Here is a 23,102-nt window from a genome sequence, read left to right as displayed (position 1 = left end):
ATGTGTCAACGCTATCGGTCTCTTTCAGGCTTTCACGCCGCAAGTTTTCCCGTGTCGCCGTTGCTCGCCGGCGCGCTCACGCCTGCGCGCGCGAAGCGAAGCGCTTGCATCAGCGTTTCGTGCTCGCCGATGTGGTTCGCGAGCAGCAGGATCAGCTGCGCATTGACAGATTGACTCTGCGCCTCGTCGAGATCGCGATGCATGTCGATCAGCGCTTCATAAAAGTCGTCCGGTCTTGCCAGATTCGGTTGGGTGTTCAGCATGGTTGCCTCCTCGTTCCTCTATGCCGTGCCTTGCACGCACAGCGCCCGCTTGAGCGCGCTCTGCACGCGCGCCGCATCGGCGCGCCGCCAGCGCGCGCTCACGTGCTGGTCCGGACGAATCAGATAGAACGCGCCGTCCTGCGCGCCGTAGCGCTGCGCCGCCAGCCCGTGCACGTCGCGCAGCACCGCGGTCGATGCAGGCAGACCCGCGGGCACAGCCGCGTTGCCTTCGAGCATCACCACGAACTTGAGCGGCACCGCGGAACGCGAGAGCGCCTGCAGCGTGTCGAGCGTTGCGGTATCGAACGCCGAGCCCGCGCGGCTGAACACGAGGCCCGCGAACTGGTCGCCCAGATGCGCGAGCAGCCAGCTTTCGCCGCCCGCTACGTTTTGCACCGGCGCGTCTGCGCACGAAGCGCCTGGCTCCATCTGTCCGTCGAACGTCTCTTCGTCGGGCGTGTTCAAGGTCGATTCGCGCAACACCGCCGGCACGGAAAGCCGGCCGCTGTTCACGAGTTGCCGCGCAAACGCATGCTCGCGGGCGAGCGTGAGCACGGCGTCGCGGAACACGCGGCTCACCGCGCTCTTGGGCGTGATGAAGTCGGTCGAGCGCGTGGAGTTGCGGATGTTTTCGTCGGCTGCATATTCGCGCTCGCTCGCGTAGGTGTCGAGCAGCGCGTCGGGCGCGTGGTTCTCCAGCACCATCGCGAGCTTCCATGCGAGGTTCTCGCCGTCCTGAAAGCCGCTATTCGCACCGCGCGCGCCGAACGGCGAAACCAGATGCGCCGAGTCGCCCGCGAACAGCACGTTGCCCTGGCGGAAGCTGTCCATGCGCAGACACGAGAACGTGTAGATGCTCACCCACTCCAGCTCGAACTTCACGTCGGGCCCGAGCAGCGCGCGCACGCGCGGAATCACGCGCTCGGGCGTTTTTTCGAGCACCGGGTCGGCGTCCCAGCCGAGCTGGAAGTCGATGCGCCAGACGTTGTCGGGCTGGCGATGCAGCAGCACCGACTGGTTCGGATGGAACGGCGGATCGAACCAGAACCAGCGTTCGGTGGGGAAGTCCGCTTCCATCTTCACGTCGGCGATCAGGAAGCGGTCCTTGAAGGTGCGGCCGTGGCTGTCGAGGCCGAGCAGTTTGCGCAACGGGCTGCGCGAGCCGTCGGCGGCCACGACGTAGCGCGCGAGCAGCGTGTATGGGCCGTCGGGCGTTTCGATTTCGAGCGCGACGTGCGCATCCGCGGCACCCGGCGTGCCATGCTGCGCGACGCCCGTCACCTTGTTTTTCCAGCGGATTTCGAGGTTCGGCAACGCCTGCGCACGTTCGAGCAGGTAGCCTTCCACATAGTACTGCTGAAGATTCACGAAAGCCGGCCGATGATGGCCGCTTTCGGGCAGCAGGTTGAACGTGTAGACGAGTTCGTCCTTGCGGAACACCTTGCCGACGTTCCAGCTCACGCCCTTTTCGACCATGCGGTCGCCGCAGCCGAGGCGGTCGAAGATATCGAGCGAGCGCTTGGAAAAGCAGATGGCGCGCGAGCCCGTGGAAAGCGTGCAGTCGTCGTCGACGAGCACCACCGGTACACCTTGCCGCGCGAGGTCGATGGCCGTCGCGAGACCCACTGGCCCCGCGCCGACCACCACGACCGGACGCACGCACACGGCGGCGTCCGGAGTTTGTTCGCTGCATCGCGCGTAGTCGAAGGTCAGCGTCTGATAGTCGATCATTCTTGTCTCCTGCCACGTATTCCAGACGTTTGTCGCTTCAGTCCTGCAGCGCGTCCCACATCTCCTTGTCGCGCTGTGCCGTCCAGATGCGCGGATGCGTAATGCCGCTCGCCTCGTCATATGCGCGCGTCACATCGAACGGCAGGCAATGCTCGTAGATGAACACGTGGCCGAACTTCGGGTCCATTGCCTCGCGCGTGAGCGACATCGCACCTTTCAGGTCGAGCTTCTGCGCCACGGCGGCGCGGCCTTGCGCGAGCAGCGTAGTCACGAAGTCCTTCGTGTAATCGAGACCCTTGTTGACTTCCGCAGGATTGAGCAGCGCGGGGCCGCGGCCCGGCACGAGCTTTTCAGCGCCAAGCGAGCGCAGCGCTTCCAGCGTGGCGGGCCACTCGGCGAGTTGAGCGTCGCCGCAATAGCACGCAGCGTCGTATTCGACGAGGTCGCCCGAGAACAGCACCTTCTGCTGCGGCAGCCATACGACCGTGTCGCCCTTCGTGTGACCCGAGCCGAGGTGCGCGATCTTCACTTCGAGCTTGCCGAGGAACAGCGTGATTTCCTTCTCGAACACGAGCGTGGGCCATGTGAGGCCCGGCACCGTTTCGACGCCCGAGAACAGGCGCGGGAAGCGCTCGATTTCCGACTTCATGTCGGCTTCGCCGCGCTCGACGATCATTTCATACGTGCCGCGGCTCGCGATGATCTGCTGCGCGCCTTCCTTGAAGTACGCCGAAGCGCCCAGGACGCGCACCGCGTGATAGTGCGAGAGCACGACGTATTTGATGGGCTTGTCGGTGACGGTGCGAATCTTCGCGATAAGGTCCTGCGCCATGGCGGGCGTGGCCGTGGTGTCGACGATCAGCACGCCGTCGTCGCCGATGATGACGCCCGAGTTGGGGTCGCCTTCCGTGGTGTACGCGTATGCGTTTTCCGAGAGCTGCGTGAAGGTGACCTTCTTTTCTTCGAGGTCGGCCTGGGATGCGAACGCCTTTGCCATGTTGAGTCTCCGTATCGAGGGGCTCTTGAAGCCGGGGCGGGGCGAAGCGCGCCCGGGCCGGGCGCGTTGGGGGCCAGCCCGGGTTGTCTCGCCCCGTTTGAAATTGAATTGGACCGCTGTTGTGCCGGGGTGAGGCCATCATGGTCTTCCCGTTTTTATTTGTCAATAGCGAATTACATCGCTATATGCTAATTTCCGACCAAAGCACGCTGCAGTCCGTACGCCTGCCGCCGTTCAGTTAACATGGACCCTTTTTCAGCCAGAGAAAAGCGCAATGAGACGTCGCAATGAAAGCGCTGCGTCCGCGCCGGAAAGCAGCGCGACGGCCGCCCGCACGCAGCGCGGCATCCAGAGCGTGGAAGTAGGCGGACGCCTGCTGCGCGCCCTCGCCGACGCGCGCGCGCCGCTTGGCGCCACCGAACTCGCGGCGAGCGGCGACATTCCGTCGAGCCAGGCGCATGCCTATCTCGTGAGCCTGACGCGCCTCGGGCTCATCAAGCGCGACGCGCTTTCGGGGCGCTATGAACCCGGCCCGCTCGCGCTGCGCCTCGGCCTGCTGCATCTGGCGCAGCAACCGGCGCTGCGCGAGGCCGTGCCGCGCGCCGCCGCGCTCGCGCAGGCGCTCAACTGCAGCGTTGCACTATGCATTGCCGGGCCGCAGGGGCCGACTATCGTGCGCTACGAGCACGCGAGCCTGCCGCTGCACGTGAACCTGCACGTAGGCACGGTGATGTCGCTGCGGGCCACGGCTACGGGCCGCATGTTCTGCGCGTTCCTCGCGCCCGAGGCGCTCGAAGCCGCATGGGCCACGCAAACCGCGCAGCCGGTGTGGCGCGGCACCAGCCACGTGGCCAGTGCCGCCGGCGCGCCCTCGGAAAGCACGCCGGATGCCGCCTTCCTCGCCTCGCTCGACGCCATCCGTGCACGCGGCTACGAACCCGCCATCGACGCGCCCAGCCCCGGCGTCAGCAGCGTGTGCGTGCCCGTGCTCGGCCCTGGACAAGAACTGGGCCTCACCCTCACCGCTATCGGCGCGACCGGCGTGATCGACGTGCGCGCGAACGGCGCGGTCGTGCGCGCGCTGCGCGACGCCGCTGCCGAAATCACCGCCGCCGCTTTTTCATCGACACCGACATGCCCCGAGTAAGCTCCAGGCCTGCGCGCGACGACGCAACGCAAGCCGCCGGCGAAGACGCCGCAACCGGCATGGCAGCCGAGGCCGCCGACAAACCGCAACGCGGCATCCAGTCACTCGATGTCACGGGCGAGCTGCTCGCCGCGCTCGTCGCGGCGGGCACGCCCTTGCCGCTGCGCGACCTCGCCGCCGCCGCGGGGATGGCGCCCGCCAAGGCTTTCCCGCACCTCGTGAGCCTGCAGAAGATCGGCCTGCTCGCGCGCGACGCGGCGGGCCGCTACGAAGCGGGACCGCTCAGTCTCGAACTTGGCCTGATCGGCCTTGCGCGTCTTTCGCCGGTTCGCGAAGCCGATGCCGAGCTGGTGGGCCTCGCCGCCGCCACCGCGATGAGCGTCGCGCTCGCGGTGCCGGGGCCGCTCGGCCCGACCGTCGTGCGCCTCGAAGAATCGGCGCTGCCGCTGCACGTGAGCCTGCGCCCCGGCACGGTGATGTCGCTCGTGAACACGTCGATCGGTCGCGTGTTCGCCGCATGGGTCGACGACGATGTGCGCGCAGCCTTCCTCGCCCAGGACGAACTGCGGCTCGCTGGCGCGAAGCCGCGCGAAGGCGCCACGCCCGCCTACCTCGCGCGGCTCGCCGCGATTCGCGCCGAGGGCGTGGACACGGCGCTCGACAAACCCATTCCCGGCATCAGCACCGTGACCGCGCCCGTGTTCGACCACACCGGCGGCGTGTGCCTCGTGCTCGCGGTGATGGGCCCTTCCGGCAGCCTCGACATCGCACGCGAAGGCACGGCAACGCAACTGCTGATCGCCGCCGCGGAACGCCTCTCGCGGCGCTTCGGTTACATGGAAGGCGCGGCGGCCGCGCCGCTATGAGCGCCTTTCGCACGCGATATAAAAACGACCACATGATGAGAACCACCCCATGAGCACGGCATCCACCGGACAAGCATTGCGCCAGATCGCCGACCTGCCCTGCCCGCGCGGCCTGCCGCTGCTAGGCAATCTGCTGCAGCTTTCGCCACCGCGTCTGCATTTGATCCTCGAGCAATGGGCCGCCGAACTCGGCGCGCCCTACCGCTTCCAGGTGGGCGGCATCCCCATCACGATCTGGACCGATACCGAGCTGATCCAGCAAATCATGCGCGAGCGCCCGCATCGCTTCCGCCGCTATCAGCCGATCGAAGCGGTGTTCGAGGAGATGGGTTTCAACGGCCTTTTCTCGGCAGAAGGCGTTGCGTGGGAACCGCAACGCAAGCTCGTGATGCAGGCGCTCTCGATACCCAACATCAAGGCGTTCTACCCCACGCTGGCCGATATCACGCAGCGTCTTCACACCCGCTGGCAACGCGCGGCCGAGCGCGGCGAAACCGTCGAGATGACCGACGACCTCAAGCGCTACACCGTGGACGTTACGAGCGCGCTCGCGTTCGGCGAAGATCCGCGCACGCTCGAGCGCGATCACGGCGTGATTCAGGAGCACCTGGAGCGCATCCTGCCGGGCGTGATGAGGCGCACCAACGCGCTCTTTCCGTACTGGCGATATGTCAAACTGCCGGCGGACCGCAAGCTCGAGCGCTCGCTCGAGGAAGTGCACCGCTACGTCAACGCGATGATGGCGCGCGCCCGCGACCGCATGCGCGACGAGCCGTCGGAAACGCCGCGCAATCTGCTCGAAGCGATGCTCTCGCAGCAGCAGGCGCCGGGCGGCGAAACGACCATCAGCGACGCGCAGATCCACGCAAACGTGCTCACGCTCCTGATCGCGGGCGAAGACACGACCGCTGACTCTATCGCGTGGACGCTGCCCTACCTCGCCACGGATCCGGCCTTGCAGCGGCATCTCGGCGACGAAGCCTCACGCGTGCTCGGCAATTCGACGGTCTGTCCCGACTACGGCACGTTGAAAGACCTCGATATTTTCGAGGCGATCTGTATCGAAGCCACGCGTCTGCGTCCTGTGGCGTCGGTGCATTCGTTCGAGCCGCTCGAAGATGTCGTGGTGGACAACGTGGCGTTGCCCAAGGGCACGCGCATGTTCTTCGTCGCGCGTCCCGCCATGCTCGACGCGAAGCATTTCGCCGATCCACAGCGTTACGATCCGTGGCGCTGGATGAAGCGCGGCGAACGCGAAGCCGACGATGGAAAAGCCCATGACGTGCGCGCGTATCTGCAGTTCGGCGCCGGGCCGCGCGTGTGCCCTGGCCGCCATCTCGCGACGGTGGAAATGCGCCTCGCGCTCTCGATGCTGATGAAGTCGTTCACGATCGAACTGGCGATCGATCCCGCAAAGATTCAGGAAGTGCAGGCGTTTACGATGGTGCCGGATACGATGCCGGTGAAGCTCAAGCCGCGCGAAGGCGCTGCGGCTGCGTAAGCTTCAACGCGTCAACGCCCGTCTTCGGGTGTGCCAACCGTGGAGGCATCGTCGGGCGCGCCATCGCTGCGCGCCTGGGCGTCGCGCATCTTGGCAAGCGCCTTGGGCCCGAGCCCGAGCGACACGCCTAGCGCGAGCGCATCGAGCACCGCGAGATGCGCGATGCGCACCACGGCGGGCGCGTGTGCATCGCTCGCGGCGGGCACGCGCAGCAAGAGTGGAATATCGACCACCCACGCGAGACGCGAACCCGCACTCGTGAGCGCGATGGTCGTCGCGCCGCGCTCCTTGGCGATCTGAATGCTCTCGTTCACTTCCACGCTGCGCCCCGACTGGGAGATCGCGAACGCCACGTCGCCAGGTTCGAGCAGCGCCGCGTAAAGGCGCTGCAGATGCGCATCCGTGAACGCGCTCGCGGCGATGTCGAGCCGTAGCAGGCGCAGCGCCGCGTCTTGCGCAACGAGCCCAGAACCCGCGCCCACGCCGAAAAAGTACACGCGACGCGCGCTGGAGAGCGCCGCGACGGCAGCCTCGAACACCGCCGTATCGAGTGAAGCGCGCGCGTGGGTCACGCCCTGCACGACCGACTCCGTCACCTTGTCGAGCAGGGTGCCGACTTCGCCGGCCCACCCGGCGCCGCTCGCCTCGCCGCCCGTCATCTCGGTGGCGAGCGCGAAGGGCACGTTGCCCGCCGCGCTCTGCGCGAGCCGCATCTTGAAGTCGCGCAGGCCGTGCGCGCCCACCGCGCGGCAAAAGCGCGTGACGGAGGGCTCGGACACGTCCGCGCGCAACGCGAGTTCGGTGATGCTCCCGCGCATGGCGAAGTCGATGTCGGCGAGCACCATCTCCGCGACCTTGCGCTCGGCGGGACGCAGCGACTCCGCGACATTGCGGATGTGATGGATCAGGTTGGAGACCGGCAAGCTGTTTTTCCCGTGGAAGATACCAGGTTCTGCTCACATGAGGGCCCGCTATCCAGTTTCGATGCGTGCTTCCGCTTCAATCGAGCCGCTTGCCGCTTTCAGTATCGAACAGATGCAGGTGCGCCAAAGGCAAACCTAGCGTCATGCGCTGGCCCGGAGAAACGTCCGGGCGCGCGCGCGTGGTGACACACCATGTGGTCGCGCCTATTTTCCCGTACAAGTGGGTCTCGGCGCCAGTCGGCTCGATCACATCGACGGTGAATGGCACGTCGCCGCCCGCCTCGATGTGCTCGGGCCGCACGCCGAGCGTCACGCGCGCCCCCGCCTGGGCCTTGCCTTCCGGCAGCGCAATACGCACGCCGTCTTCGAGCACGAGCGCCGTGCCGCGCGCATCGCTCATCACCGTGCCCTCGGCAAAATTCATCGAAGGCGAGCCGAGGAAGCTCGCCACGAACAGGTTGCCCGGTTTGTCGTAGAGGTCGAGCGGGCGGCCGATCTGTTCGATGCGCCCCGCGTTCATCACGACGATGCGGTCGGCCATCGTCATCGCCTCGATCTGGTCGTGCGTGACGTACACCACCGTGTTGCGCAGACGCTGGTGCAGCGCCTTGATCTCGGTGCGCATCTGCACGCGCAGCTTGGCGTCGAGGTTCGAAAGCGGTTCGTCGAACAGGAACAGCGCGGGCTCGCGCACCACGGCGCGCCCCATGGCGACACGCTGGCGCTGGCCGCCCGAGAGCGCGCGCGGCAGGCGCTCCAGGTAGCTCGACAGGTTGAGCATTTTCGCGGCGGCTTCGATGCGCGGCTTGAAACCATTCTCGCGCTCCTTGCGAATGCGCGGACCGAACGCGATGTTGTCGTACACCGACAGATGCGGGTACAGCGCGTAGCTCTGGAACACCATCGAGATATTGCGCTGCTGCGGCGGCAATGCGTTCGCGCGCGTGCCGCCGATGGTGAGGTCGCCGCCGGAGATGTCTTCGAGGCCGGCGATCATGCGCATCACCGTGGTCTTGCCGCAACCCGAGGGACCGACGAGCACGACGAATTCGCCGTCTTCGATGTCGAGGTCGACGCCGTGCACGACCTGGGTGTCGCCATAACGCTTGTAGATGCCGTTCAGTTGTACCGCTGCCATGCTGTCCTCGTTTGCGTGAAGTCTTGTCAGGTCGCTCAGATCAATTCGCCGCGTGCGCGCCTCAGAACGGATCGAGCGTCAGTTCGTTCGCCATCATCCGGTTGCCCGCCATGAGGCCCGCATCCACGGGCAGCGCCACGCCCGTGATCACGCGTGCTTGCGGCGAGGCGAGAAACTGCACGGCGTCGGCGATATCCTCGGGCGTGGCCACGTCGCCTAGCGGATACCACTTGCTCAGTTCTTCGAATATCTTTGGATGCTGCTCGATGCGCGCGCGCCACGCGGGCGTCTTCACCGTGCCGGGGCAAACGATGTTCGCGCGTATGCCGTGCGGGCCCAGCTCCATGGCGAGCGCCTTCGTGTAGCTCACGAGGCCCGCCTTCGCCGCGCTATACGCGGGGTGGCCGAGCGCCGACAGGCCGTTCACCGAGCCGATCAGCACGAGCGCGCCGCGCCGGCGCTCGATCATCGAGGCGCGCACGGCTTCGACCGTGTAGTAGGTCCCGTTCAGATTCAGGTCGATGTCGCGCCGCCAGCTCGCGGCGTCGGTATGCGCGAGCGTCGTGCCGAGCGCGCCGCCCGCGGTCGCCACGGCCACGTCGACCGGGCCGCGCGCCGCCACGCCGCGCGCAACGGCTGCGGTTACGGCGGCTTGATCGCTCACGTCGGCGGCGAGCGGTTCGAGGCGCGCCGCGCCCGCTTCGCCGAATTCGGCCGCGAGCTGTTGCACGCCCGCCGCGTCGCGGTCGAGCGCGAGCACCGTGTCGCCCGCTTCCAGAAACCGTTTGCATAGCGCGCGGCCTATGCCGCCGCTCGCGCCCGTCACCAGCACCACCCGGCTCATGTCGACTCTCCGTGCGGCTCGCCAGCCTTGCCGGAGAGCCTGAAAATTTCCTACATACGAATATGGACAATGGTCCGTATGCGGGTTTATACCGAGCGCACGCCGCTGCTGCAGCGCATGAATTTCCCCTGTTTTACAGCATGTTATGCAAATTCCGGCGCTCGAAACAATATCGAGTTTACCAGGTGACAACGCTTTTTTCATCCTGTAGGATTTTTTCAAACAACGCAACCCAGCAGCCGGGTCACGGCGGCGACATAAGCAGGAACAACCACTTAGGAGAAAGAGAATGTCGTTTCAGGCACGTGCAACCACCATGCTCGGCAAGCTCGCCGTCGCGCTAGCGTTCGCCGGCATCACCGCCGCGGCGCACGCCGATACGGTCCGCGTGACCGTCGCCCACTACAGCGACGCCACCGCGCCGTACTTCGAGAAAATGGCCAAGCAGTTCGAGGCCGCCAATCCAGGCATCACGATCAAGATCGAAGACGTGAACTGGGACTCGCTGCAACAGAAGCTGCAAACGGACATCTCCGGCGGCGCGAACGCCGACCTCGCGATCATCGGCACGCGGTGGCTCCTCGACTTCGTGAAGGACGACATTGCCGAGCCGCTCGACCCGTACATGGACGCGAACTTCAAGGGCCGCTTCATCGGTCCGTTCCTGGCCCCGGGTCAGATCAACGGCAAGACCTACGGCCTGCCGATCGCCGCTTCGGCGCGCGCGCTGTACTACAACAAGGACATGCTCGCTTCGGTTGGCTATCCGCAAGGCCCGAAGACGTGGAACGACGTGATCGACGCGTCGAAGAAGCTCAAGGCGAAGGGCATTGCGGGCTTCGGTCTGCAGGGCAAGGAAATCGAAACCGACGTGTATTTCTACTACGCGTTGTGGACCCACGGCGGCGAAGTGGTGGGCAAGGACGGCAAGGCGGCATTCAACTCGCCGGCTGGCGTGAAGGCCGCAACGCTCTACAAGTCCATGATCGACGAAGGTCTCACGCAGCCGGGCGTGACGGGCTACAGCCGTGAAGACGTGCAGAACCTCTTCAAGCAGGGCCGCGTGGCGATGATGATCTCGGCGCCGTTCCTCGCCAAGCAGTTGCAGAAGGAAGCACCGAACATCAAGTACGGCATCGACCCGATCCCGGTAGCCACGACGCCCGCCACCTACGCGGTGACCGACTCGATCATGATGTTCAAGAACTCCAAGGTGAAGCAGAGCGCCTGGAAGTTCCTGGACTTCCTGTTCACGAAGGAACCGCGCGTGCAGTTCACGAGCACGGAAGGCTTCCTGCCGACCACGAAGGCTGAAGCGAGCGACCCGGCTTTCCAGAATCCGGACACGCAAGCCTTCATCGCGCTGCTGCCGCATGCGAAGTTCGCGCCCACCGTGACGGGCTGGGAAGACACCGCCAAGGCCGTGACCAACGCGATGCAGTCGGTCTACCTTGGCAAGGCCAAGCCCGCCGATGCGCTGAACCAGGCGGCCACCGAAGCGAACAAGTCGCTCGGCAAGTAAGTCTGGCAAACAAGCCCTGATGGCAACACCGGCGCGCGCCTGAAGTTTCCGGCGCGCGCCGGAGCGCCTGAGAACCGACGTTTCGAAGCACTGACGATTCGACATGACTACGGGTCCCCTGAAGCCCTCGCCCGCCACAGCACCGGCCGGCGATGCCCCCGACCGATCACGCGCACGAACCCGCATGAGCCGACTACCCCGCGCCGTTTCCGCGCCCCGCGCGCCCTGGCTCCTGATCGTGCCGAGTCTCGTGCTCGCGCTCTTCATCATCAGCTATCCGATATTCAACATCGTGTACCAGTCGCTGCACGAGGTGTCGCGCTTCGGGCAGATTCGCGACTTCAGCGGCCTGCAGAACTTCTATAACGTGTTCGGCGACCCGGTGTTCATGAGCGCCCTGAGGAACACGCTGATCTGGACATTCTTCGTCGTGGTGGGGACGGTGGGGATTTCCGTGCCGGTCGCGCTCGTGCTCAATCAGGACTTTTACGGCCGCGGCATTGCGCGCACGATCGTCATGCTGCCGTGGTCCGTCTCGCTCACGATGACGGCCGTGGTCTGGCGCTGGGCGTTCAACGACGACTACGGCATGGTCAATGTCACGCTGCAGCGCCTCGGCCTCACTACGGGGCCGATCCACTGGCTCGCGACGCCCGAGTATGCGTTCCCGGTGGAAATCTGCGTGGGCATACTCGTGTCGATCCCCTTCACGACCACGATCCTGCTGGGCGGCCTTTCCTCGGTGCCGGGCGATATTTACGAAGCCGCGCGCATCGACGGTGCGAGCGCCTGGCAACAGTTCCGCCAGCTCACGCTGCCGCTGCTCAAGCCGTTCATCAACATGGCGGTCCTGCTGAACGTGATCTACGTGTTCAACTCGTTCCCGATCATCTGGGTGATGACGCAAGGCGGACCCGACGACAGCACGCATATTCTCGTCACTTACCTTTACGAACTCGGCTTCCGGTTAGGACGACCTGGCGAAGCGGCCGCCGTCTCGCTCATCATGCTCGTCATCCTGTTCGCCTTTTCGGTGGTCTACCTGCGCCTGCAGGCAAAACGCGGCAGCGCCGAAGGAGACCTGGCATGAACCGCAAGCTCAAACGCTCGATCTGGTGCTGGCTCGTGCTCTCGCCGCTCGTCGTGGCCGTGCTGTTCCCGTTCGCGGTGATGTTCTTCACCTCGTTCAAGCCGGCTTCGGAAGTGTTCGTCTATCCGGCGCGCTGGCTGCCGATGCAGTGGCGCTGGCAGAACTACGTCGACATGTGGCAGGCCGCGAACTTCGGCGTCGCGCTGCGCAACAGCATCGTGGTGAGCTGTCTTTCCACCGCGCTCGCGCTCGCCGTGAGCCTCCCGGCCGCCTATGCGCTCGCGCGCTTTCCGTTCCGCGGGCGCGGCCTGTACCGCCAGTTCCTGCTCGTCACGCAGATGCTCTCGCCGATCCTGCTCGTGGTCGGCCTGTTCCGGCTCGCCGCGATGATTCCGTACGGCGACGGCAATCTCGTCGATTCGAAGATCGGCGTGATCGTCTCTTATGCGGCGTTCAATATCGCGTTTGCCGTGTGGATGCTCTCGTCGTATTTCCAGACCGTGCCGCGCGATCTCGAAGAATCGGCGTGGCTCGAAGGCTGCAGCCGCACGGGTGCCGTGTTCCGCGTGTTCCTGCCGCTCGCGGTGCCGGCCGTGGTGGTCACGGCAATCTTCACGTTCATCAGCGCGTGGAATGAGTTCGCCGTGGTCTACACGCTGATCCGCTCGCCCGAGAACAAGACGCTCACGGTGCAGGTCACCGACATGGTGGCCGGCAAGTACACCGTGGAATGGCAGCTCGTCATGGCGGCCACGCTCGCCGCCACGCTGCCGGTGTCCGTGGTGTTCGCCTGGCTGCAGCGCTATATGGTGAAGGGACTCGCACTAGGCGCCGTGAAGTAACAGGAAGTCTCGCGCCTACTTGCTCAGTTCATGGCCGATCACGCCGCCGGCCACGGCGCCGCCCACGGTGCCTACTGCGCTGCCGTTGGTGGCCCGGTTGCCGACGTAGCCGCCCGCGGCGGCGCCGCCCAGCGTGCAGGCTCCCGTGCCCGCTGCGGTGAGCACGACGGTGATGACGAGTGAGGCGCGCGCGGCGCTCGAGCGTCGTAGCCAGTTCATCGCCAATTCTCCTGATCGATGGTCCTGGCTTTTATGCCAGCAAGCATCGTGCCGCGCCGGCTTTCAGCCGTGGTGCAGATGCAGCAGGATCAGCGTGAGCGTGACGAGTGAACCGAGTGTGGAATGCAAAATGGTACGCGACGTCACGTGCGCCTCGCGCCGGTAGTACTCGGCGAGCATGAACGGGCCGGTGCCCGTGGGCAGCGCCGCTAGCAACACCGCGATTTCCACGAGCGGGTCAGGCAGCCCGAAAACGCGATCGGCCAGGCACCACGTGAGCAGCGGCTGCCCGACGAGCTTGCAGAGCGTGAGCCACCACGACGACTCGCGCGGCGCCTCGCCGCTCGCGCGACGCTCGGCGAGAGACAGCCCGAGGCTCACAAGCGCGCACGGGCTCGCCGCGCCGCCCAGGAGCTTGAGAAACGTTTCCGCGCTAGCGGGCAACGTGACATGCGCGGCCGAAACGACCGCCCCCAGCGCCGGCGCCACCAGCAGCGGATTGCGCAGCAGCGAGCGCACCACCTTGATGGCGAGCCGGTGCGGACGCCGCTCGCTTTGCAGTCCCGTTTCGATCAACACGATGGCGATGGCGAACAGCACGCAGACCACGAGGATCGTCGCGATGGTCGTGGGCGTGAGGCTCGACGGCCCGAAGGCGATCATGCACAGCGGGAAACCCACGTAACCGGTATTCGGATACGCGGCGGCAAGCCCGTCGATGCTCGCATCGGCGAGCGGGCGGCCGAGGAACACGCGCGCCCCCACCACGGCGACGAACACGGCGAGACCGGCAAGGCCGAAGGCGGCGACGAACGCCGGCTGATAGAGCTCGTGCCACGTTGCGTGCGCAAGGATATCGAAGAGCAGCGCCGGAAGTGCGAGCCACACGACAAAGCGGTTCAGCTCGGAAGCCGCGGCGGGCCCGAGGACATTCGTGCGACGGCAGGCGAAGCCCGCGAAAATGAGACCGAAAACCGGCAGGAGAATGGAAACGGCAGAAAGCATCGGAATTCGTGAATGCAAAGCGCGCGGACGTGCCGCGCGCCAGGGTGAAACGGAAGACGAACAGGTTCGCTAATCCATCGCCGCGTGACTCGTATCGACGGTGGCGGCACTCGGGCCGGTGCGGATCAGAAAGAGCAGCGGAATCACGAGCAGCGTCGCCACGAACATCATCTTGAAGTCGTTCAGATACGCGATCATCTGGGCCTGCTGCGTGATCGACTGGTTGAGCACGGCGAGATCGTACCGCGAACCGCTTTCGAGCATCTGCTGAACCGCCGGATTGAACGGCGTGATGTTCGCGGCGAGGTCCGAATGCGCGATCTGCGTGCCGCGCGTGACGAAGGTCTGCACGATCGAAATGCCGATACTGCTACCGATGTTGCGCATCAAGCTATAGGTGGCCGTGCCGTCCGCGCGCAGTTGCGGTGTCAGCGTCGAGAACGTCAGCGCGGAAAGCGGCACGAACACGAAGCCGAGGCCAAAGCCCTGCACCACGCCCGGCCACACGATATCCGAGGGCGAAAGCACGAGCGTGTACTGCATCATCTGCCAGAGCGCGTAGGCGGAGACCACAAAGCCGAACAGCAGCATAATGCGCGCGTCCACGCGTTTCAGTATGCGTCCGGCTATCAGCATGGCGACCATGGTGCCCGCGCCGCTCGGCGCGGTCACGAGCCCCGTAGTGGCGACCGGATAGCCCATGAGGTTCTGCAGCATGGGCGGCAGCAGCGCGCGGGTGGCGTACAGCACTGCGCCGATCACGAAGATGAAGAGCGTGCCCGTGGCGAAGTTGCGGTCCTTGAGCAGCTGGTAGCGAAAGAACGTGCCTGGCCCCGAGGTGGCCGTATGCACGACGAAGAATGCGAAGGCAATGACCGCCACCAGCGCTTCGATGCGGATCTCCAGCGAGCCGAACCAGTCGAGCTGCTCGCCGCGGTCGAGCAAGGCCTGCAACGCGCCGATGGCAAGCGCGAGCGTGGCGAAACCGAACACGTCGAAGCGCTGCGTGCGGCCAGGCACGCGCGCGGGCATGAAAGTCGAGACGCCGAAAAACGCGAACAGGCCCACCGGCACGTTGATGAAGAACACCCAGCGCCAGTTGTAGCTATCCGTGAGCCAGCCGCCCAGCGTGGGCCCCAGCACGGGACCGACCATCACGCCCATGCCCCAGACCGCCATGGCCTGCCCCTGGCGCTCGCGCGGATTGATGTCGAGAAGAATGGACTGCGAGAGCGGCACGAGCGATGCGCCGAACACGCCCTGCAACAGCCGCGACGCGACGATCTCGCCGAGCGTTTCGGAAAGCCCGCACAGCGCCGAGGCCACGGTGAAGCCGGCAATCGCCATGCCAAGGAGCCGCTTGACGCCGTAACGGTCGGCGAGCCAGCCCGTGAGCGGCGTGGCGATGGCGGCGGCGACGATATACGAGGTGAGCACCCAGGTGATCTCGTCCTGGGAGGCAGACAGCGTGCCCTGCATGTGCGGCAGCGCGACATTGGCGATCGTGCTGTCCAGCGTTTGCATCAGCGTGGCGAGCATGATCGAGAGCGTGATCATGCCGCGATTGAGCGGGGCTTCCTTGACCGGCTCCGCCCGATGCTGCGCGGCGGTGCCGTCCTGCATGACTGCGGTCATCGTGCGGGTGTCTGGCGGCTATCTTGATTGGGGGGCGGAGCATGCCGAATTAATAAGCCTGCTTATTATACGACTCGCACCTGCTGACGCAATCGGTATCGCCAGGGACGCTCGTGCGAAGGCGCGAGCCGCCCGCCCGTATAATCGCGCGATGACTACCGACCTCGAAAAGCGCTTTGGCTTCCTGGTCGTCGACGTGGGCCGGCTCTATGGCAAACGTTACGACGAGCTTGCGAAGTCGTCGCTCGAACTCACGCGCGCGCAGTGCCGCATGATCGCGTACCTCGCGCACTACGGCGACATGAACCAGGCGCGCCTCGCCGAACTGCTGGAAGTGGCGCCCATTTCCGCGGGGCGGCTGCTCGAGCGCATGGAAGAAGGCGGCTGGGTCGTGCGCACGCCCAACCCGGACGACCGCCGCGAATTGCTGGTTAGCCTGACGCCCAGGGCACAAGGCGTGCTCACGGGCGCGCGCCGCGTAGGTGACGAAGTCCAGGCGGAAGCCCTGGCGGGCTTCACGCCTGAAGAAGCTGAGCAGTTCGGCGCGATGCTTCAGCGGGTGCGCGCCAATCTCGGCGCGCTGGTGGAACGGTAACCCCGAGCGATAACTCGCGTTATCGCAGCCGCACGAGCGTGGACTTGAGTTCCGTGTACTTCTCGAGCGCGTGCAACGACTTGTCGCGACCGTTGCCGGATTCCTTGAAGCCGCCGAACGGGAAGTTCATGTCCCCGCCTTCGTCGTAGCAGTTCACCCACACCGTGCCCGCACGGAGCCTGCGCGAAATTTCATGCGCGTGCGTGAGGTTCGCGGTCCAGACCGCAGCCGCGAGCCCGTAGTCACTGTCGTTGGCAATGCGCACCGCTTCGTCGATCGTGCTGAAGGTAATGACCGACAGCACCGGCCCGAAGATTTCCTCGCGCGCGATCTTCGTGTCGTGATGCGTATCGAACACCGTGGGCTGCACGTAGAAGCCCCCACCCTCGGCATTCACGCGTTCACCGCCTGTCAGCAGCTTCGAGTCCTTGCGACCGGCTTCGATATAGCTCAGCACCCGCTCCAGCTGAATCTTGTCGATGATCGCGCCCATCGACACATCCGGATCGAGAGGATTGCCTGGCTTATAGGCCTTCGCCGCCTCGACGAGCTTCGCGAGGAATACGTCCTTGATCTCGTGATGGACGAGCAGGCGCGATCCCGCCGTACACATTTCACCCATGTTGTAGAAGATCGCGCCCGCCGCCGCGTTCGCCGCACGGTCGAGGTCCGGGCAGTCGTGCAGCACGATATTGGGCGACTTGCCGCCAAGCTCCAGCCACACGCGCTTGAGATTCGACTGCCCCGCGTACTGCATGATCTGCTTGCCCACGTTCGTCGAGCCCGTGAACGCAATGCAGTCCACGTCGCGATGCAGGCCGAGCAGCTTCCCGGGCTCCCCGCCACCGGGCAGCACGTTGAATACGCCGGCCGGAATGCCGGCCTCGTGCGCAAGCTGCGCCACGCGAATGGCCGTGAGCGGCGACTTCTCCGAAGGCTTGAGCACGACACTGTTGCCCGCCGCGAGCGCGGGCCCGAACTTCCACGAGGCCATCAGGATCGGGAAATTCCACGGCACGACGGCGGCGACCACGCCAATGGGCTCGCGCGTGACGAGGCCCACCAGATGATGATCGGCGGGCACGACTTCGCCACCCACCTTGTCGATGGCCTCCGCGAACCATTCCACACAATAAGCCGCGCCTGGCACGTCTACGGTCGTCGTGTCGCCAATCGGCTTGCCTGCGTCGAGCGTTTCGAGCAGCGCGAGTTCGTCGAGATGCTCGCGCATGAGCGCGGCCCAGCGCAGCAGAACGGCCTTGCGCGCACGCGGATTCAGGCCAGCCCAGACGCCTTCGTCGAACGCGCGGCGGGCAGCGCCGACCGCGGCGTCGACATCGGCTGCGCCGCAATCGGCCACGCTCGCGAGCACGCGGCCGTCGATCGGGCTCACGCAATCGAACGTGCGGCCCGAATATGCATCGCGATACGCGCCGTCGATGAATGCGCGGCCTTCGATCGGAAGCGTCGCGGCCCTGTCCTGCCAGTAAGCGAATGTTTTCTTTTCCATCAGGATGCCTCAATGATTTGCGATCCACCTTGCACGCTGCAACGCGGCGTCAGGTGAAACGGGTTCGCGCGATCAGGGAGTCAGAAGGTGGGCGGCGAGTTCGCCGACACCACTTCGCAGACTTCGTTCGCGCTGGGATTGCGAAACCGGTGCGGGAAGCGGCTTTCGAAATAGTAGCTGTCTCCGGGGTCGAGCAGCCAGGTCGTGCCCTCCACGGTCAGCTCGAGTTGTCCGGCGACCACCACGCCCCCTTCGTGCCCCGCATGCACCAGCATTTCAGGGCCGGTATCGGCCAGCGGCTGATAGACCTCGCGCATGATGCCCATGTTGCGGTCCTTCACGTTCGCGCCGGCCAGATAGAACTCGATCGATTCGTTGCCGAGGTTCGGCATTTCGCCGCGCCGCGACACGACTTCTGTCCCTTCGGTCAGGTCAAATGTGAAGAATTCAGCGAGGCTCATCGGTATGCATTCGAGCAGCTTCTTGAGCGACCCCACCGAGGGACTGACGCGACTTTGCTCGATCAGCGAGATCGCGCCATTGGTCACGCCTGCGCGCTTGGCGAGCTCGCGCTGCGACAAACCATAGCGTTTGCGGACATAACGTAGACGCGTGGCGACTTCGGATGACACAGAGGCGGACTCGGACACGATGAAGGACCGTTGGCAGTGAACGCGCGAGGAGAGGGCGCGGTGGACGTGTTGAATATTCTAATCAGTTTGCTTTATTTTGCGTCAGTACAAACCCCTGTAAGTTATTCGAAATATAAGTGCAGGAGCCGATATTTCGCACAGCGTGCTATTTCAAAGGGCTCTCGGGGAAAGTGCTGACATCAAAAACTTGAAAAAATAATTGACGCCCTTTTTGGCTCGTATATGCTGAACTACAGGTCGAACACTGCATCGTTTCTATCGCGTTGCAACGCAAAAACCGCGTTTTATGCGAGGAACATAGCAAGTCGGCTGAGTTTGGAAAGCAATACATCGATGTCGTTCAATGTTTGATGCATCGCTGAAATTGCCGGCCTCGAATGCTTGAACCAAACGCCTTTTTCAACGCAACCAGTCGAGTGTTATTGTGAGAGTCCGTGGCCCTCTGGTGAGGTGGGATCGTAGTCATGCGAGGTGTCTTCGCAGTGACTGCACCGCCATCGCCGACGGCAGTAGCGGCAGGCTTGCCTCTCGCCTGTTCCTGTCCGTCTTCACGATCCTTTCCCGCCGCTCTGTTCGGCGTCACAACTCGGTCTCTGCACGCGCCTTCATTGCCGTCCACACGGACGAAGTCGCGTCGCTTCTGCCCTAGCGCCTCTCCTTCCCGCGCTGTTCGCTTTCTTCGCCGTCGTTGGTTCGCGAAGTGTCCTGTCGCGCCTTCGCGATGTGGCTGCGCACGCCTGAACACCGTTGCGCCTCACAACGGCAAGAAACGAACCGCCTACATGATCTCCACGCGCAGCGCCATCCGTTAGCGCCGCTGCGCGGAGCACACAGGGTTTGTAGTTTTGCGTCCCGCAAGGCTGCAAGGTCATGTCACGCCCGTAGCGCCGACACACTACGCACGGGCAAGCAAGCGAATCATTAGTCATGCGAACCAGACCATTAGTTGGCGTCACGGCCGACCGCACGATGATGGGAGCGCACGCGTCACATGTTGCCGGCGAGAAGTACATCGCCGCGGCTGTGGATGGAGCAGGCGCGCTCGCACTCGTGCTGCCCGCCCTGGGCGAGCGGCAGACTGCGGCAGACATTCTCGAAGCCGTGGACGGACTGCTTTTCACCGGCAGCTATTCGAACGTCGAGCCGCATCGTTATGGCGGCCCGGCAAGCGAGAGCGGCACGCTGCACGACCCCGCTCGCGACGCCACCACGCTGCCGCTCCTGCGCGCCGCGATCGAGGCCGGCGTGCCGGTGCTCGCGATCTGCCGCGGCTTCCAGGAGATGAACGTGGTGTTCGGCGGCACGCTGCATCAGCAGGTGCACAACGTTGCGCGCTACGACGACCATCGCGAGAACAAGGACGATCCGCTCGACACGCAATACGGTCCGGCGCACGCGTTGAAGCTCGTGGAAGGCGGTGTGCTGCAACAGCTTGCGGGCGGCGCGCGCGAAGCACGCGTGAATTCGCTGCACGGTCAGGGCATCGAACGGCTGGGCGCGGGCCTCGTGGCCGAGGCATTCGCACCCGACGGCCTTATCGAAGCCGTGAGCGTTGCGAACCCACCCGGTTTTGCGCTTGGCGTGCAGTGGCACCCCGAATGGAAGTACGCCGACGACGCGCTGTCCACCGCCATCTTCCGCACGTTCGGCGAAGCCTGCCGCAACCACATGCTGGCCCGAATACCGGGCGGGGCCGGACACGACGTGGCGCATGCGCCGCGCGCCGCCCACGCCTGATGCCGGCCCATACAGAACAGAGAGAAAGATCATGCATGAAATCGACGAATTCCTGAAGAAGCACCACATCACCGAAATCGAAGCCATCATCCCCGACATGGCGGGGATTGCGCGCGGCAAGATCATCCCGCGCAGCAAGTTCGAATCGGGCGAGGCGATGCGCCTGCCGCAAGCCGTGATGATCCAGACCGTAACGGGCGACTACCCCGAGGACGGAAGCCTCACCGGCGTCACCGACCCCGACATGGTGTGTGTGCCCGACCCTTCGACGATCCGCATCATTCCATGGGCTGTCGATCCCACCGCGCAAGTGATTCACGACTGCGTGCATTTCGACGGCACGCCTGTCGAGATCTCGCCGCGCCGCGTGCTGCGCCGCGTGCTCGACCTGTATGCCGCGAAGGGCTGGAAGCCGGTGATCGCGCCGGAACTCGAGTTCTATCTCGTCGATATGAACAAGGATCCGGATATTCCGCTCGCGCCGCCCATCGGCCGTACGGGCCGTCCGGAAACGGGCCGCCAGGCGTATTCGATCGAAGCGGTGAACGAGTTCGATCCGCTGTTCGAAGACATCTACGAGTACTGCGATATTCAGGACCTCGAAGTCGATACGCTGATTCACGAAGTGGGCGCGGCGCAGATGGAGATCAACTTCCTGCACGGCGATCCGCTCAACCTCGCCGACCGCGTGTTCCTTTTCAAGCGCACGGTGCGTGAAGCCGCGCTGCGCCATCACATGTACGCCACGTTCATGGCCAAGCCCATGGAGAACGAACCGGGCTCGGCTATGCACGTGCATCAGAGCCTCGTTTCGGAGGAAAGCGGTCAGAACCTCTTCACGGGTTCGGACGGCAAGCCCACGGACATGTTCTACGCGTATATCGCTGGCATGCAGAAGTACACGCCAGCGCTCATGCCGATCTTCGCGCCGTACATCAACTCGTATCGCCGCCTTTCGCGTTTCATGGCCGCGCCGATCAACGTGGCATGGGGCTACGACAACCGTACCGTGGGCTTCCGCGTGCCGTACTCGTCGCCGGCTGCTCGCCGGGTGGAAAATCGCATTCCCGGCGTGGACACCAACCCGTACCTCGCGATCGCCGGCACGCTGGCCGCCGGCTATCTGGGGATGACGCAGCATCTCAAGCCCACCGAACCGCTCGTGAGCGACGGCTACTCGCTGCCCTACCAGCTGCCGCGCAATCTCGAGGAAGGCCTCACGCTGATGGGCTCGTGCGAGCCGCTCAAGGACATCCTCGGCGAGAAGTTCGTGCGCGCCTACCTCGCGCTCAAGGAAACCGAATACGAAGCCTATTTCCGCGTGATCAGTTCGTGGGAACGCAAGCACCTGCTGCTGCACGTGTAAAAACGAAAGGAGATACAGCAATGAGCTATCGAATCGACGCCCCGGCCAGCGCGCTGCAGGAAGTGCCGACGACGCTACGCGCGCAATCCAGCCGAACGGCGCGCTCGACGAGCGAGTACCGCGCGCTGGACGCCGCGCATCACATTCACCCGTTTTCGGATATGGGCTCGCTCAACCAGACGGGCAGCCGCGTGATCGTGCAGGCGAAAGGCGTATACCTGTGGGACTCGGAAGGCAACCAGATCATCGACGGCATGGCCGGGCTCTGGTGCGTGAACGTGGGCTATGGCCGCAAGGAACTGGCCGACGCCGCCTACGAGCAAATGCTGGAACTGCCCTTCTACAACACCTTCTTCAAGACCACGCACCCGCCGGTCATCGAATTGTCGGCGCTGCTCGCGCAGCTTTCGCCTGAGCCGTTCAACCACTTCTTCTATTGCAACAGCGGCTCCGAAGGCAACGACACGGTGCTGCGCATCGTGCATCAGTACTGGCTCACGCAAGGCAAGTCCTCGAAGAAGGTCGTCATCTCGCGCCGGAATGCGTACCACGGCTCGACCATCGCGGGCGGCACGCTGGGCGGCATGGGTTACATGCACGAGCAGATGCCCTCGAAGGTCGAGAACATCGTGCACATCGACCAGCCGTACTTCTATGGCGAAGCGCAAGGCAACATGTCGCCCGAGGAATTCGGCCTCGCGCGTGCGCAGCAGCTCGAAGCGAAGATTCTCGAAGTGGGCGCGGAGAACGTGGCCGCCTTCATCGGCGAGCCGTTTCAGGGCGCGGGCGGCGTAATCTTCCCGCCCTCGACCTACTGGCCGGAAATACAGCGCATTTGCCGCAAGTACGACATCCTGCTGTGCGCCGACGAAGTCATCGGTGGCTTCGGCCGCACCGGCGAGTGGTTCGCGCATCAGCACTTCGGCTTCGAGCCCGACCTCATCACGATGGCCAAGGGCCTCACGAGCGGCTACGTGCCGATGGGCGCCGTGGGCATTCACGACCGCATTGCGAAGGCGCTCATCGAGAACGGCGAGTTCAATCATGGCCTCACGTACTCGGGGCATCCGGTCGCCGCCGCCGTGGCCGTGGCGAACCTCAAGCTGCTGCGCGACGAAGGCATCGTCACGCGCGTGAAGAACGACACCGGCCCGTACTTCCAGCAACGCCTGCGCGAGACGTTCGCCAATCATCCGATCATCGGTGACATCTCGGGCGCAGGTCTCGTGGCGGGCCTGCAGCTCGCCGAAGATCCGAAGGCGCGCAAGCGCTTCGCGAATGGCGGCGACGTGGGCACGCTGTGCCGCGACTTCTGCTTCAACGGCAACCTCATCATGCGTGCCACGGGCGACCGCATGCTGCTCTCGCCGCCGCTCGTCGTCACGCGCGGCGAAATCGATGAAATCGTGTCGAAGGCGAAGAAGGCCATCGACCAAACCGCGCAACAACTGGGTCTTTCTTAACGCGACTTGTCCACGGCGGGCGGCGCAACGGGGTGCTGGGCCTCCCGCCGATCTT

Annotated in this window: 22 protein-coding genes; 11 read left to right on the top strand and 11 right to left on the bottom strand. The window is 64.8% G+C overall.

Annotated elements, in window-relative coordinates:
* Window positions 1–32: 32 nt before the first annotated feature.
* Genes AB3X99_RS08070 through AB3X99_RS08060 form a run of 3 tightly spaced genes read right to left on the bottom strand, consistent with a single transcriptional unit; the run spans window position 33 to window position 2,991 of the window.
* Window positions 33–263 (bottom strand): DUF2783 domain-containing protein, encoded by a 231-nt coding sequence (locus tag AB3X99_RS08070; RefSeq protein WP_069261610.1) that lies wholly within the window; start codon window positions 261–263, stop codon window positions 33–35.
* Window positions 264–281: 18 nt separating this feature from the next.
* Window positions 282–1,994 (bottom strand): FAD-dependent oxidoreductase, encoded by a 1,713-nt coding sequence (locus AB3X99_RS08065; RefSeq protein ID WP_368616603.1) that lies wholly within the window; start codon window positions 1,992–1,994, stop codon window positions 282–284.
* 37 nt (window positions 1,995–2,031) lie between these two features.
* On the bottom strand, window positions 2,032–2,991 hold the full coding sequence (locus AB3X99_RS08060) for an MBL fold metallo-hydrolase (protein ID WP_368616602.1): 960 nt from the start codon (window positions 2,989–2,991) through the stop codon (window positions 2,032–2,034).
* A gap of 274 nt (window positions 2,992–3,265) precedes the next feature.
* Between AB3X99_RS08060 and AB3X99_RS08055 the strand changes: the two genes are divergently transcribed.
* The 3 genes from AB3X99_RS08055 to AB3X99_RS08045 are packed head-to-tail and all read left to right on the top strand — an operon-like array spanning window position 3,266 to window position 6,505.
* On the top strand, window positions 3,266–4,138 hold the full coding sequence (locus AB3X99_RS08055; RefSeq protein ID WP_368616601.1) for an IclR family transcriptional regulator: 873 nt from the start codon (window positions 3,266–3,268) through the stop codon (window positions 4,136–4,138).
* Between the two features lie 59 nt (window positions 4,139–4,197).
* Window positions 4,198–5,004 carry an IclR family transcriptional regulator gene (locus AB3X99_RS08050; RefSeq protein WP_368606066.1) on the top strand — a complete coding sequence of 269 codons (807 nt, stop codon included), beginning with the start codon at window positions 4,198–4,200 and terminating at the stop codon, window positions 5,002–5,004.
* A gap of 49 nt (window positions 5,005–5,053) precedes the next feature.
* Window positions 5,054–6,505, top strand: a complete 1,452-nt coding sequence (locus AB3X99_RS08045; RefSeq protein ID WP_368616600.1) for a cytochrome P450 — start codon at window positions 5,054–5,056, stop codon at window positions 6,503–6,505.
* 11 nt (window positions 6,506–6,516) lie between these two features.
* Here the strand turns inward: AB3X99_RS08045 and AB3X99_RS08040 are convergent, their stop codons facing one another.
* The 3 genes from AB3X99_RS08040 to AB3X99_RS08030 all read right to left on the bottom strand — a co-directional run bounded on the left by AB3X99_RS08040 (window position 6,517) and on the right by AB3X99_RS08030 (window position 9,410).
* Window positions 6,517–7,428: a MurR/RpiR family transcriptional regulator gene (locus AB3X99_RS08040; protein ID WP_069261604.1), complete on the bottom strand. Its 912-nt coding sequence runs from the start codon at window positions 7,426–7,428 to the stop codon at window positions 6,517–6,519.
* Window positions 7,429–7,504: 76 nt separating this feature from the next.
* Window positions 7,505–8,566 carry an ABC transporter ATP-binding protein gene (locus AB3X99_RS08035; protein WP_069261603.1) on the bottom strand — a complete coding sequence of 354 codons (1,062 nt, stop codon included), beginning with the start codon at window positions 8,564–8,566 and terminating at the stop codon, window positions 7,505–7,507.
* A 61-nt stretch (window positions 8,567–8,627) separates the two neighbouring features.
* Complete coding sequence (locus AB3X99_RS08030) at window positions 8,628–9,410, bottom strand: SDR family oxidoreductase (RefSeq protein WP_368616599.1); 783 nt, start codon at window positions 9,408–9,410, stop codon at window positions 8,628–8,630.
* Between the two features lie 289 nt (window positions 9,411–9,699).
* Between AB3X99_RS08030 and AB3X99_RS08025 the strand changes: the two genes are divergently transcribed.
* The 3 genes from AB3X99_RS08025 to AB3X99_RS08015 all read left to right on the top strand — a co-directional run bounded on the left by AB3X99_RS08025 (window position 9,700) and on the right by AB3X99_RS08015 (window position 12,864).
* Window positions 9,700–10,932 (top strand): ABC transporter substrate-binding protein, encoded by a 1,233-nt coding sequence (locus tag AB3X99_RS08025; protein WP_069261601.1) that lies wholly within the window; start codon window positions 9,700–9,702, stop codon window positions 10,930–10,932.
* Window positions 10,933–11,116: 184 nt separating this feature from the next.
* Window positions 11,117–12,022 carry a sugar ABC transporter permease gene (locus AB3X99_RS08020; protein WP_342946812.1) on the top strand — a complete coding sequence of 302 codons (906 nt, stop codon included), beginning with the start codon at window positions 11,117–11,119 and terminating at the stop codon, window positions 12,020–12,022.
* On the top strand, window positions 12,019–12,864 hold the full coding sequence (locus AB3X99_RS08015) for a carbohydrate ABC transporter permease (protein ID WP_069261599.1): 846 nt from the start codon (window positions 12,019–12,021) through the stop codon (window positions 12,862–12,864). Before AB3X99_RS08020 ends, AB3X99_RS08015 begins: the two co-directional genes overlap by 4 nt.
* Window positions 12,865–12,879: 15 nt before the next feature.
* Here the strand turns inward: AB3X99_RS08015 and AB3X99_RS08010 are convergent, their stop codons facing one another.
* From AB3X99_RS08010 to AB3X99_RS08000, 3 genes are all read right to left on the bottom strand, one after another.
* Window positions 12,880–13,083, bottom strand: a complete 204-nt coding sequence (locus AB3X99_RS08010; protein WP_069261598.1) for a glycine zipper 2TM domain-containing protein — start codon at window positions 13,081–13,083, stop codon at window positions 12,880–12,882.
* A 63-nt stretch (window positions 13,084–13,146) separates the two neighbouring features.
* Window positions 13,147–14,088 (bottom strand): AEC family transporter, encoded by a 942-nt coding sequence (locus AB3X99_RS08005; protein ID WP_368616598.1) that lies wholly within the window; start codon window positions 14,086–14,088, stop codon window positions 13,147–13,149.
* 69 nt (window positions 14,089–14,157) lie between these two features.
* Window positions 14,158–15,645 carry a DHA2 family efflux MFS transporter permease subunit gene (locus tag AB3X99_RS08000; protein ID WP_342947165.1) on the bottom strand — a complete coding sequence of 496 codons (1,488 nt, stop codon included), beginning with the start codon at window positions 15,643–15,645 and terminating at the stop codon, window positions 14,158–14,160.
* Between the two features lie 229 nt (window positions 15,646–15,874).
* Here AB3X99_RS08000 and AB3X99_RS07995 point away from each other — a divergent pair, with 229 nt between their 5' ends.
* Window positions 15,875–16,318 (top strand): MarR family winged helix-turn-helix transcriptional regulator, encoded by a 444-nt coding sequence (locus AB3X99_RS07995; RefSeq protein WP_069261595.1) that lies wholly within the window; start codon window positions 15,875–15,877, stop codon window positions 16,316–16,318.
* A 19-nt stretch (window positions 16,319–16,337) separates the two neighbouring features.
* On the opposite strand, the gene AB3X99_RS07990 is transcribed toward AB3X99_RS07995, so the two are convergent.
* Both AB3X99_RS07990 and AB3X99_RS07985 read right to left on the bottom strand, forming a co-directional pair.
* Window positions 16,338–17,828: an aldehyde dehydrogenase gene (locus AB3X99_RS07990; protein ID WP_069261594.1), complete on the bottom strand. Its 1,491-nt coding sequence runs from the start codon at window positions 17,826–17,828 to the stop codon at window positions 16,338–16,340.
* Between the two features lie 80 nt (window positions 17,829–17,908).
* Window positions 17,909–18,460 carry a cupin domain-containing protein gene (locus AB3X99_RS07985; RefSeq protein ID WP_069261593.1) on the bottom strand — a complete coding sequence of 184 codons (552 nt, stop codon included), beginning with the start codon at window positions 18,458–18,460 and terminating at the stop codon, window positions 17,909–17,911.
* Window positions 18,461–18,905: 445 nt separating this feature from the next.
* Between AB3X99_RS07985 and AB3X99_RS07980 the strand changes: the two genes are divergently transcribed.
* From AB3X99_RS07980 to AB3X99_RS07965, 4 genes are all read left to right on the top strand, one after another.
* A complete protein-coding gene (locus tag AB3X99_RS07980; protein WP_236596917.1) occupies window positions 18,906–19,130 on the top strand; it encodes a hypothetical protein in 225 nt (74 codons plus the stop codon).
* 278 nt (window positions 19,131–19,408) lie between these two features.
* Window positions 19,409–20,218 (top strand): gamma-glutamyl-gamma-aminobutyrate hydrolase family protein, encoded by an 810-nt coding sequence (locus AB3X99_RS07975; RefSeq protein WP_368616597.1) that lies wholly within the window; start codon window positions 19,409–19,411, stop codon window positions 20,216–20,218.
* Window positions 20,219–20,249: 31 nt separating this feature from the next.
* On the top strand, window positions 20,250–21,584 hold the full coding sequence (locus AB3X99_RS07970) for a glutamine synthetase family protein (protein WP_069261872.1): 1,335 nt from the start codon (window positions 20,250–20,252) through the stop codon (window positions 21,582–21,584).
* 20 nt (window positions 21,585–21,604) lie between these two features.
* The gene (locus AB3X99_RS07965) at window positions 21,605–23,047 is read left to right on the top strand and encodes an aspartate aminotransferase family protein (RefSeq protein WP_368616596.1); all 1,443 of its coding nucleotides are present in this window, start codon (window positions 21,605–21,607) and stop codon (window positions 23,045–23,047) included.
* The last annotated feature ends 55 nt before the right edge of the window (window positions 23,048–23,102 follow it).

The sequence above is a fragment of the Paraburkholderia sp. BR10882 genome, from assembly GCF_040948855.1.
GTDB lineage: Bacteria > Pseudomonadota > Gammaproteobacteria > Burkholderiales > Burkholderiaceae > Paraburkholderia > Paraburkholderia nodosa_A.
The sequence above is the reverse complement of the archived record's forward strand: the minus strand, read 5'-3'. Positions and strand labels throughout refer to the sequence as shown.

What these genes read in the sequence shown, in the direction of transcription:
- AB3X99_RS08070 (WP_069261610.1), bottom strand. Translation starts at nt 263, where the DNA reads ATGCTGAACACCCAACCGAATCTGGCAAGACCGGACGACTTTTATGAA.
- AB3X99_RS08065 (WP_368616603.1), bottom strand. Translation starts at nt 1,994, where the DNA reads ATGATCGACTATCAGACGCTGACCTTCGACTACGCGCGATGCAGCGAA.
- AB3X99_RS08060 (WP_368616602.1), bottom strand. Translation starts at nt 2,991, where the DNA reads ATGGCAAAGGCGTTCGCATCCCAGGCCGACCTCGAAGAAAAGAAGGTC.
- AB3X99_RS08055 (WP_368616601.1), top strand. Translation starts at nt 3,266, where the DNA reads ATGAGACGTCGCAATGAAAGCGCTGCGTCCGCGCCGGAAAGCAGCGCG.
- AB3X99_RS08050 (WP_368606066.1), top strand. Translation starts at nt 4,198, where the DNA reads ATGGCAGCCGAGGCCGCCGACAAACCGCAACGCGGCATCCAGTCACTC.
- AB3X99_RS08045 (WP_368616600.1), top strand. Translation starts at nt 5,054, where the DNA reads ATGAGCACGGCATCCACCGGACAAGCATTGCGCCAGATCGCCGACCTG.
- AB3X99_RS08035 (WP_069261603.1), bottom strand. Translation starts at nt 8,566, where the DNA reads ATGGCAGCGGTACAACTGAACGGCATCTACAAGCGTTATGGCGACACC.
- AB3X99_RS08030 (WP_368616599.1), bottom strand. Translation starts at nt 9,410, where the DNA reads ATGAGCCGGGTGGTGCTGGTGACGGGCGCGAGCGGCGGCATAGGCCGC.
- AB3X99_RS08025 (WP_069261601.1), top strand. Translation starts at nt 9,700, where the DNA reads ATGTCGTTTCAGGCACGTGCAACCACCATGCTCGGCAAGCTCGCCGTC.
- AB3X99_RS08020 (WP_342946812.1), top strand. Translation starts at nt 11,117, where the DNA reads ATGAGCCGACTACCCCGCGCCGTTTCCGCGCCCCGCGCGCCCTGGCTC.
- AB3X99_RS08015 (WP_069261599.1), top strand. Translation starts at nt 12,019, where the DNA reads ATGAACCGCAAGCTCAAACGCTCGATCTGGTGCTGGCTCGTGCTCTCG.
- AB3X99_RS08010 (WP_069261598.1), bottom strand. Translation starts at nt 13,083, where the DNA reads ATGAACTGGCTACGACGCTCGAGCGCCGCGCGCGCCTCACTCGTCATC.
- AB3X99_RS08005 (WP_368616598.1), bottom strand. Translation starts at nt 14,088, where the DNA reads ATGCTTTCTGCCGTTTCCATTCTCCTGCCGGTTTTCGGTCTCATTTTC.
- AB3X99_RS08000 (WP_342947165.1), bottom strand. Translation starts at nt 15,645, where the DNA reads ATGATCACGCTCTCGATCATGCTCGCCACGCTGATGCAAACGCTGGAC.
- AB3X99_RS07995 (WP_069261595.1), top strand. Translation starts at nt 15,875, where the DNA reads ATGACTACCGACCTCGAAAAGCGCTTTGGCTTCCTGGTCGTCGACGTG.
- AB3X99_RS07990 (WP_069261594.1), bottom strand. Translation starts at nt 17,828, where the DNA reads ATGGAAAAGAAAACATTCGCTTACTGGCAGGACAGGGCCGCGACGCTT.
- AB3X99_RS07975 (WP_368616597.1), top strand. Translation starts at nt 19,409, where the DNA reads ATGCGAACCAGACCATTAGTTGGCGTCACGGCCGACCGCACGATGATG.
- AB3X99_RS07970 (WP_069261872.1), top strand. Translation starts at nt 20,250, where the DNA reads ATGCATGAAATCGACGAATTCCTGAAGAAGCACCACATCACCGAAATC.
- AB3X99_RS07965 (WP_368616596.1), top strand. Translation starts at nt 21,605, where the DNA reads ATGAGCTATCGAATCGACGCCCCGGCCAGCGCGCTGCAGGAAGTGCCG.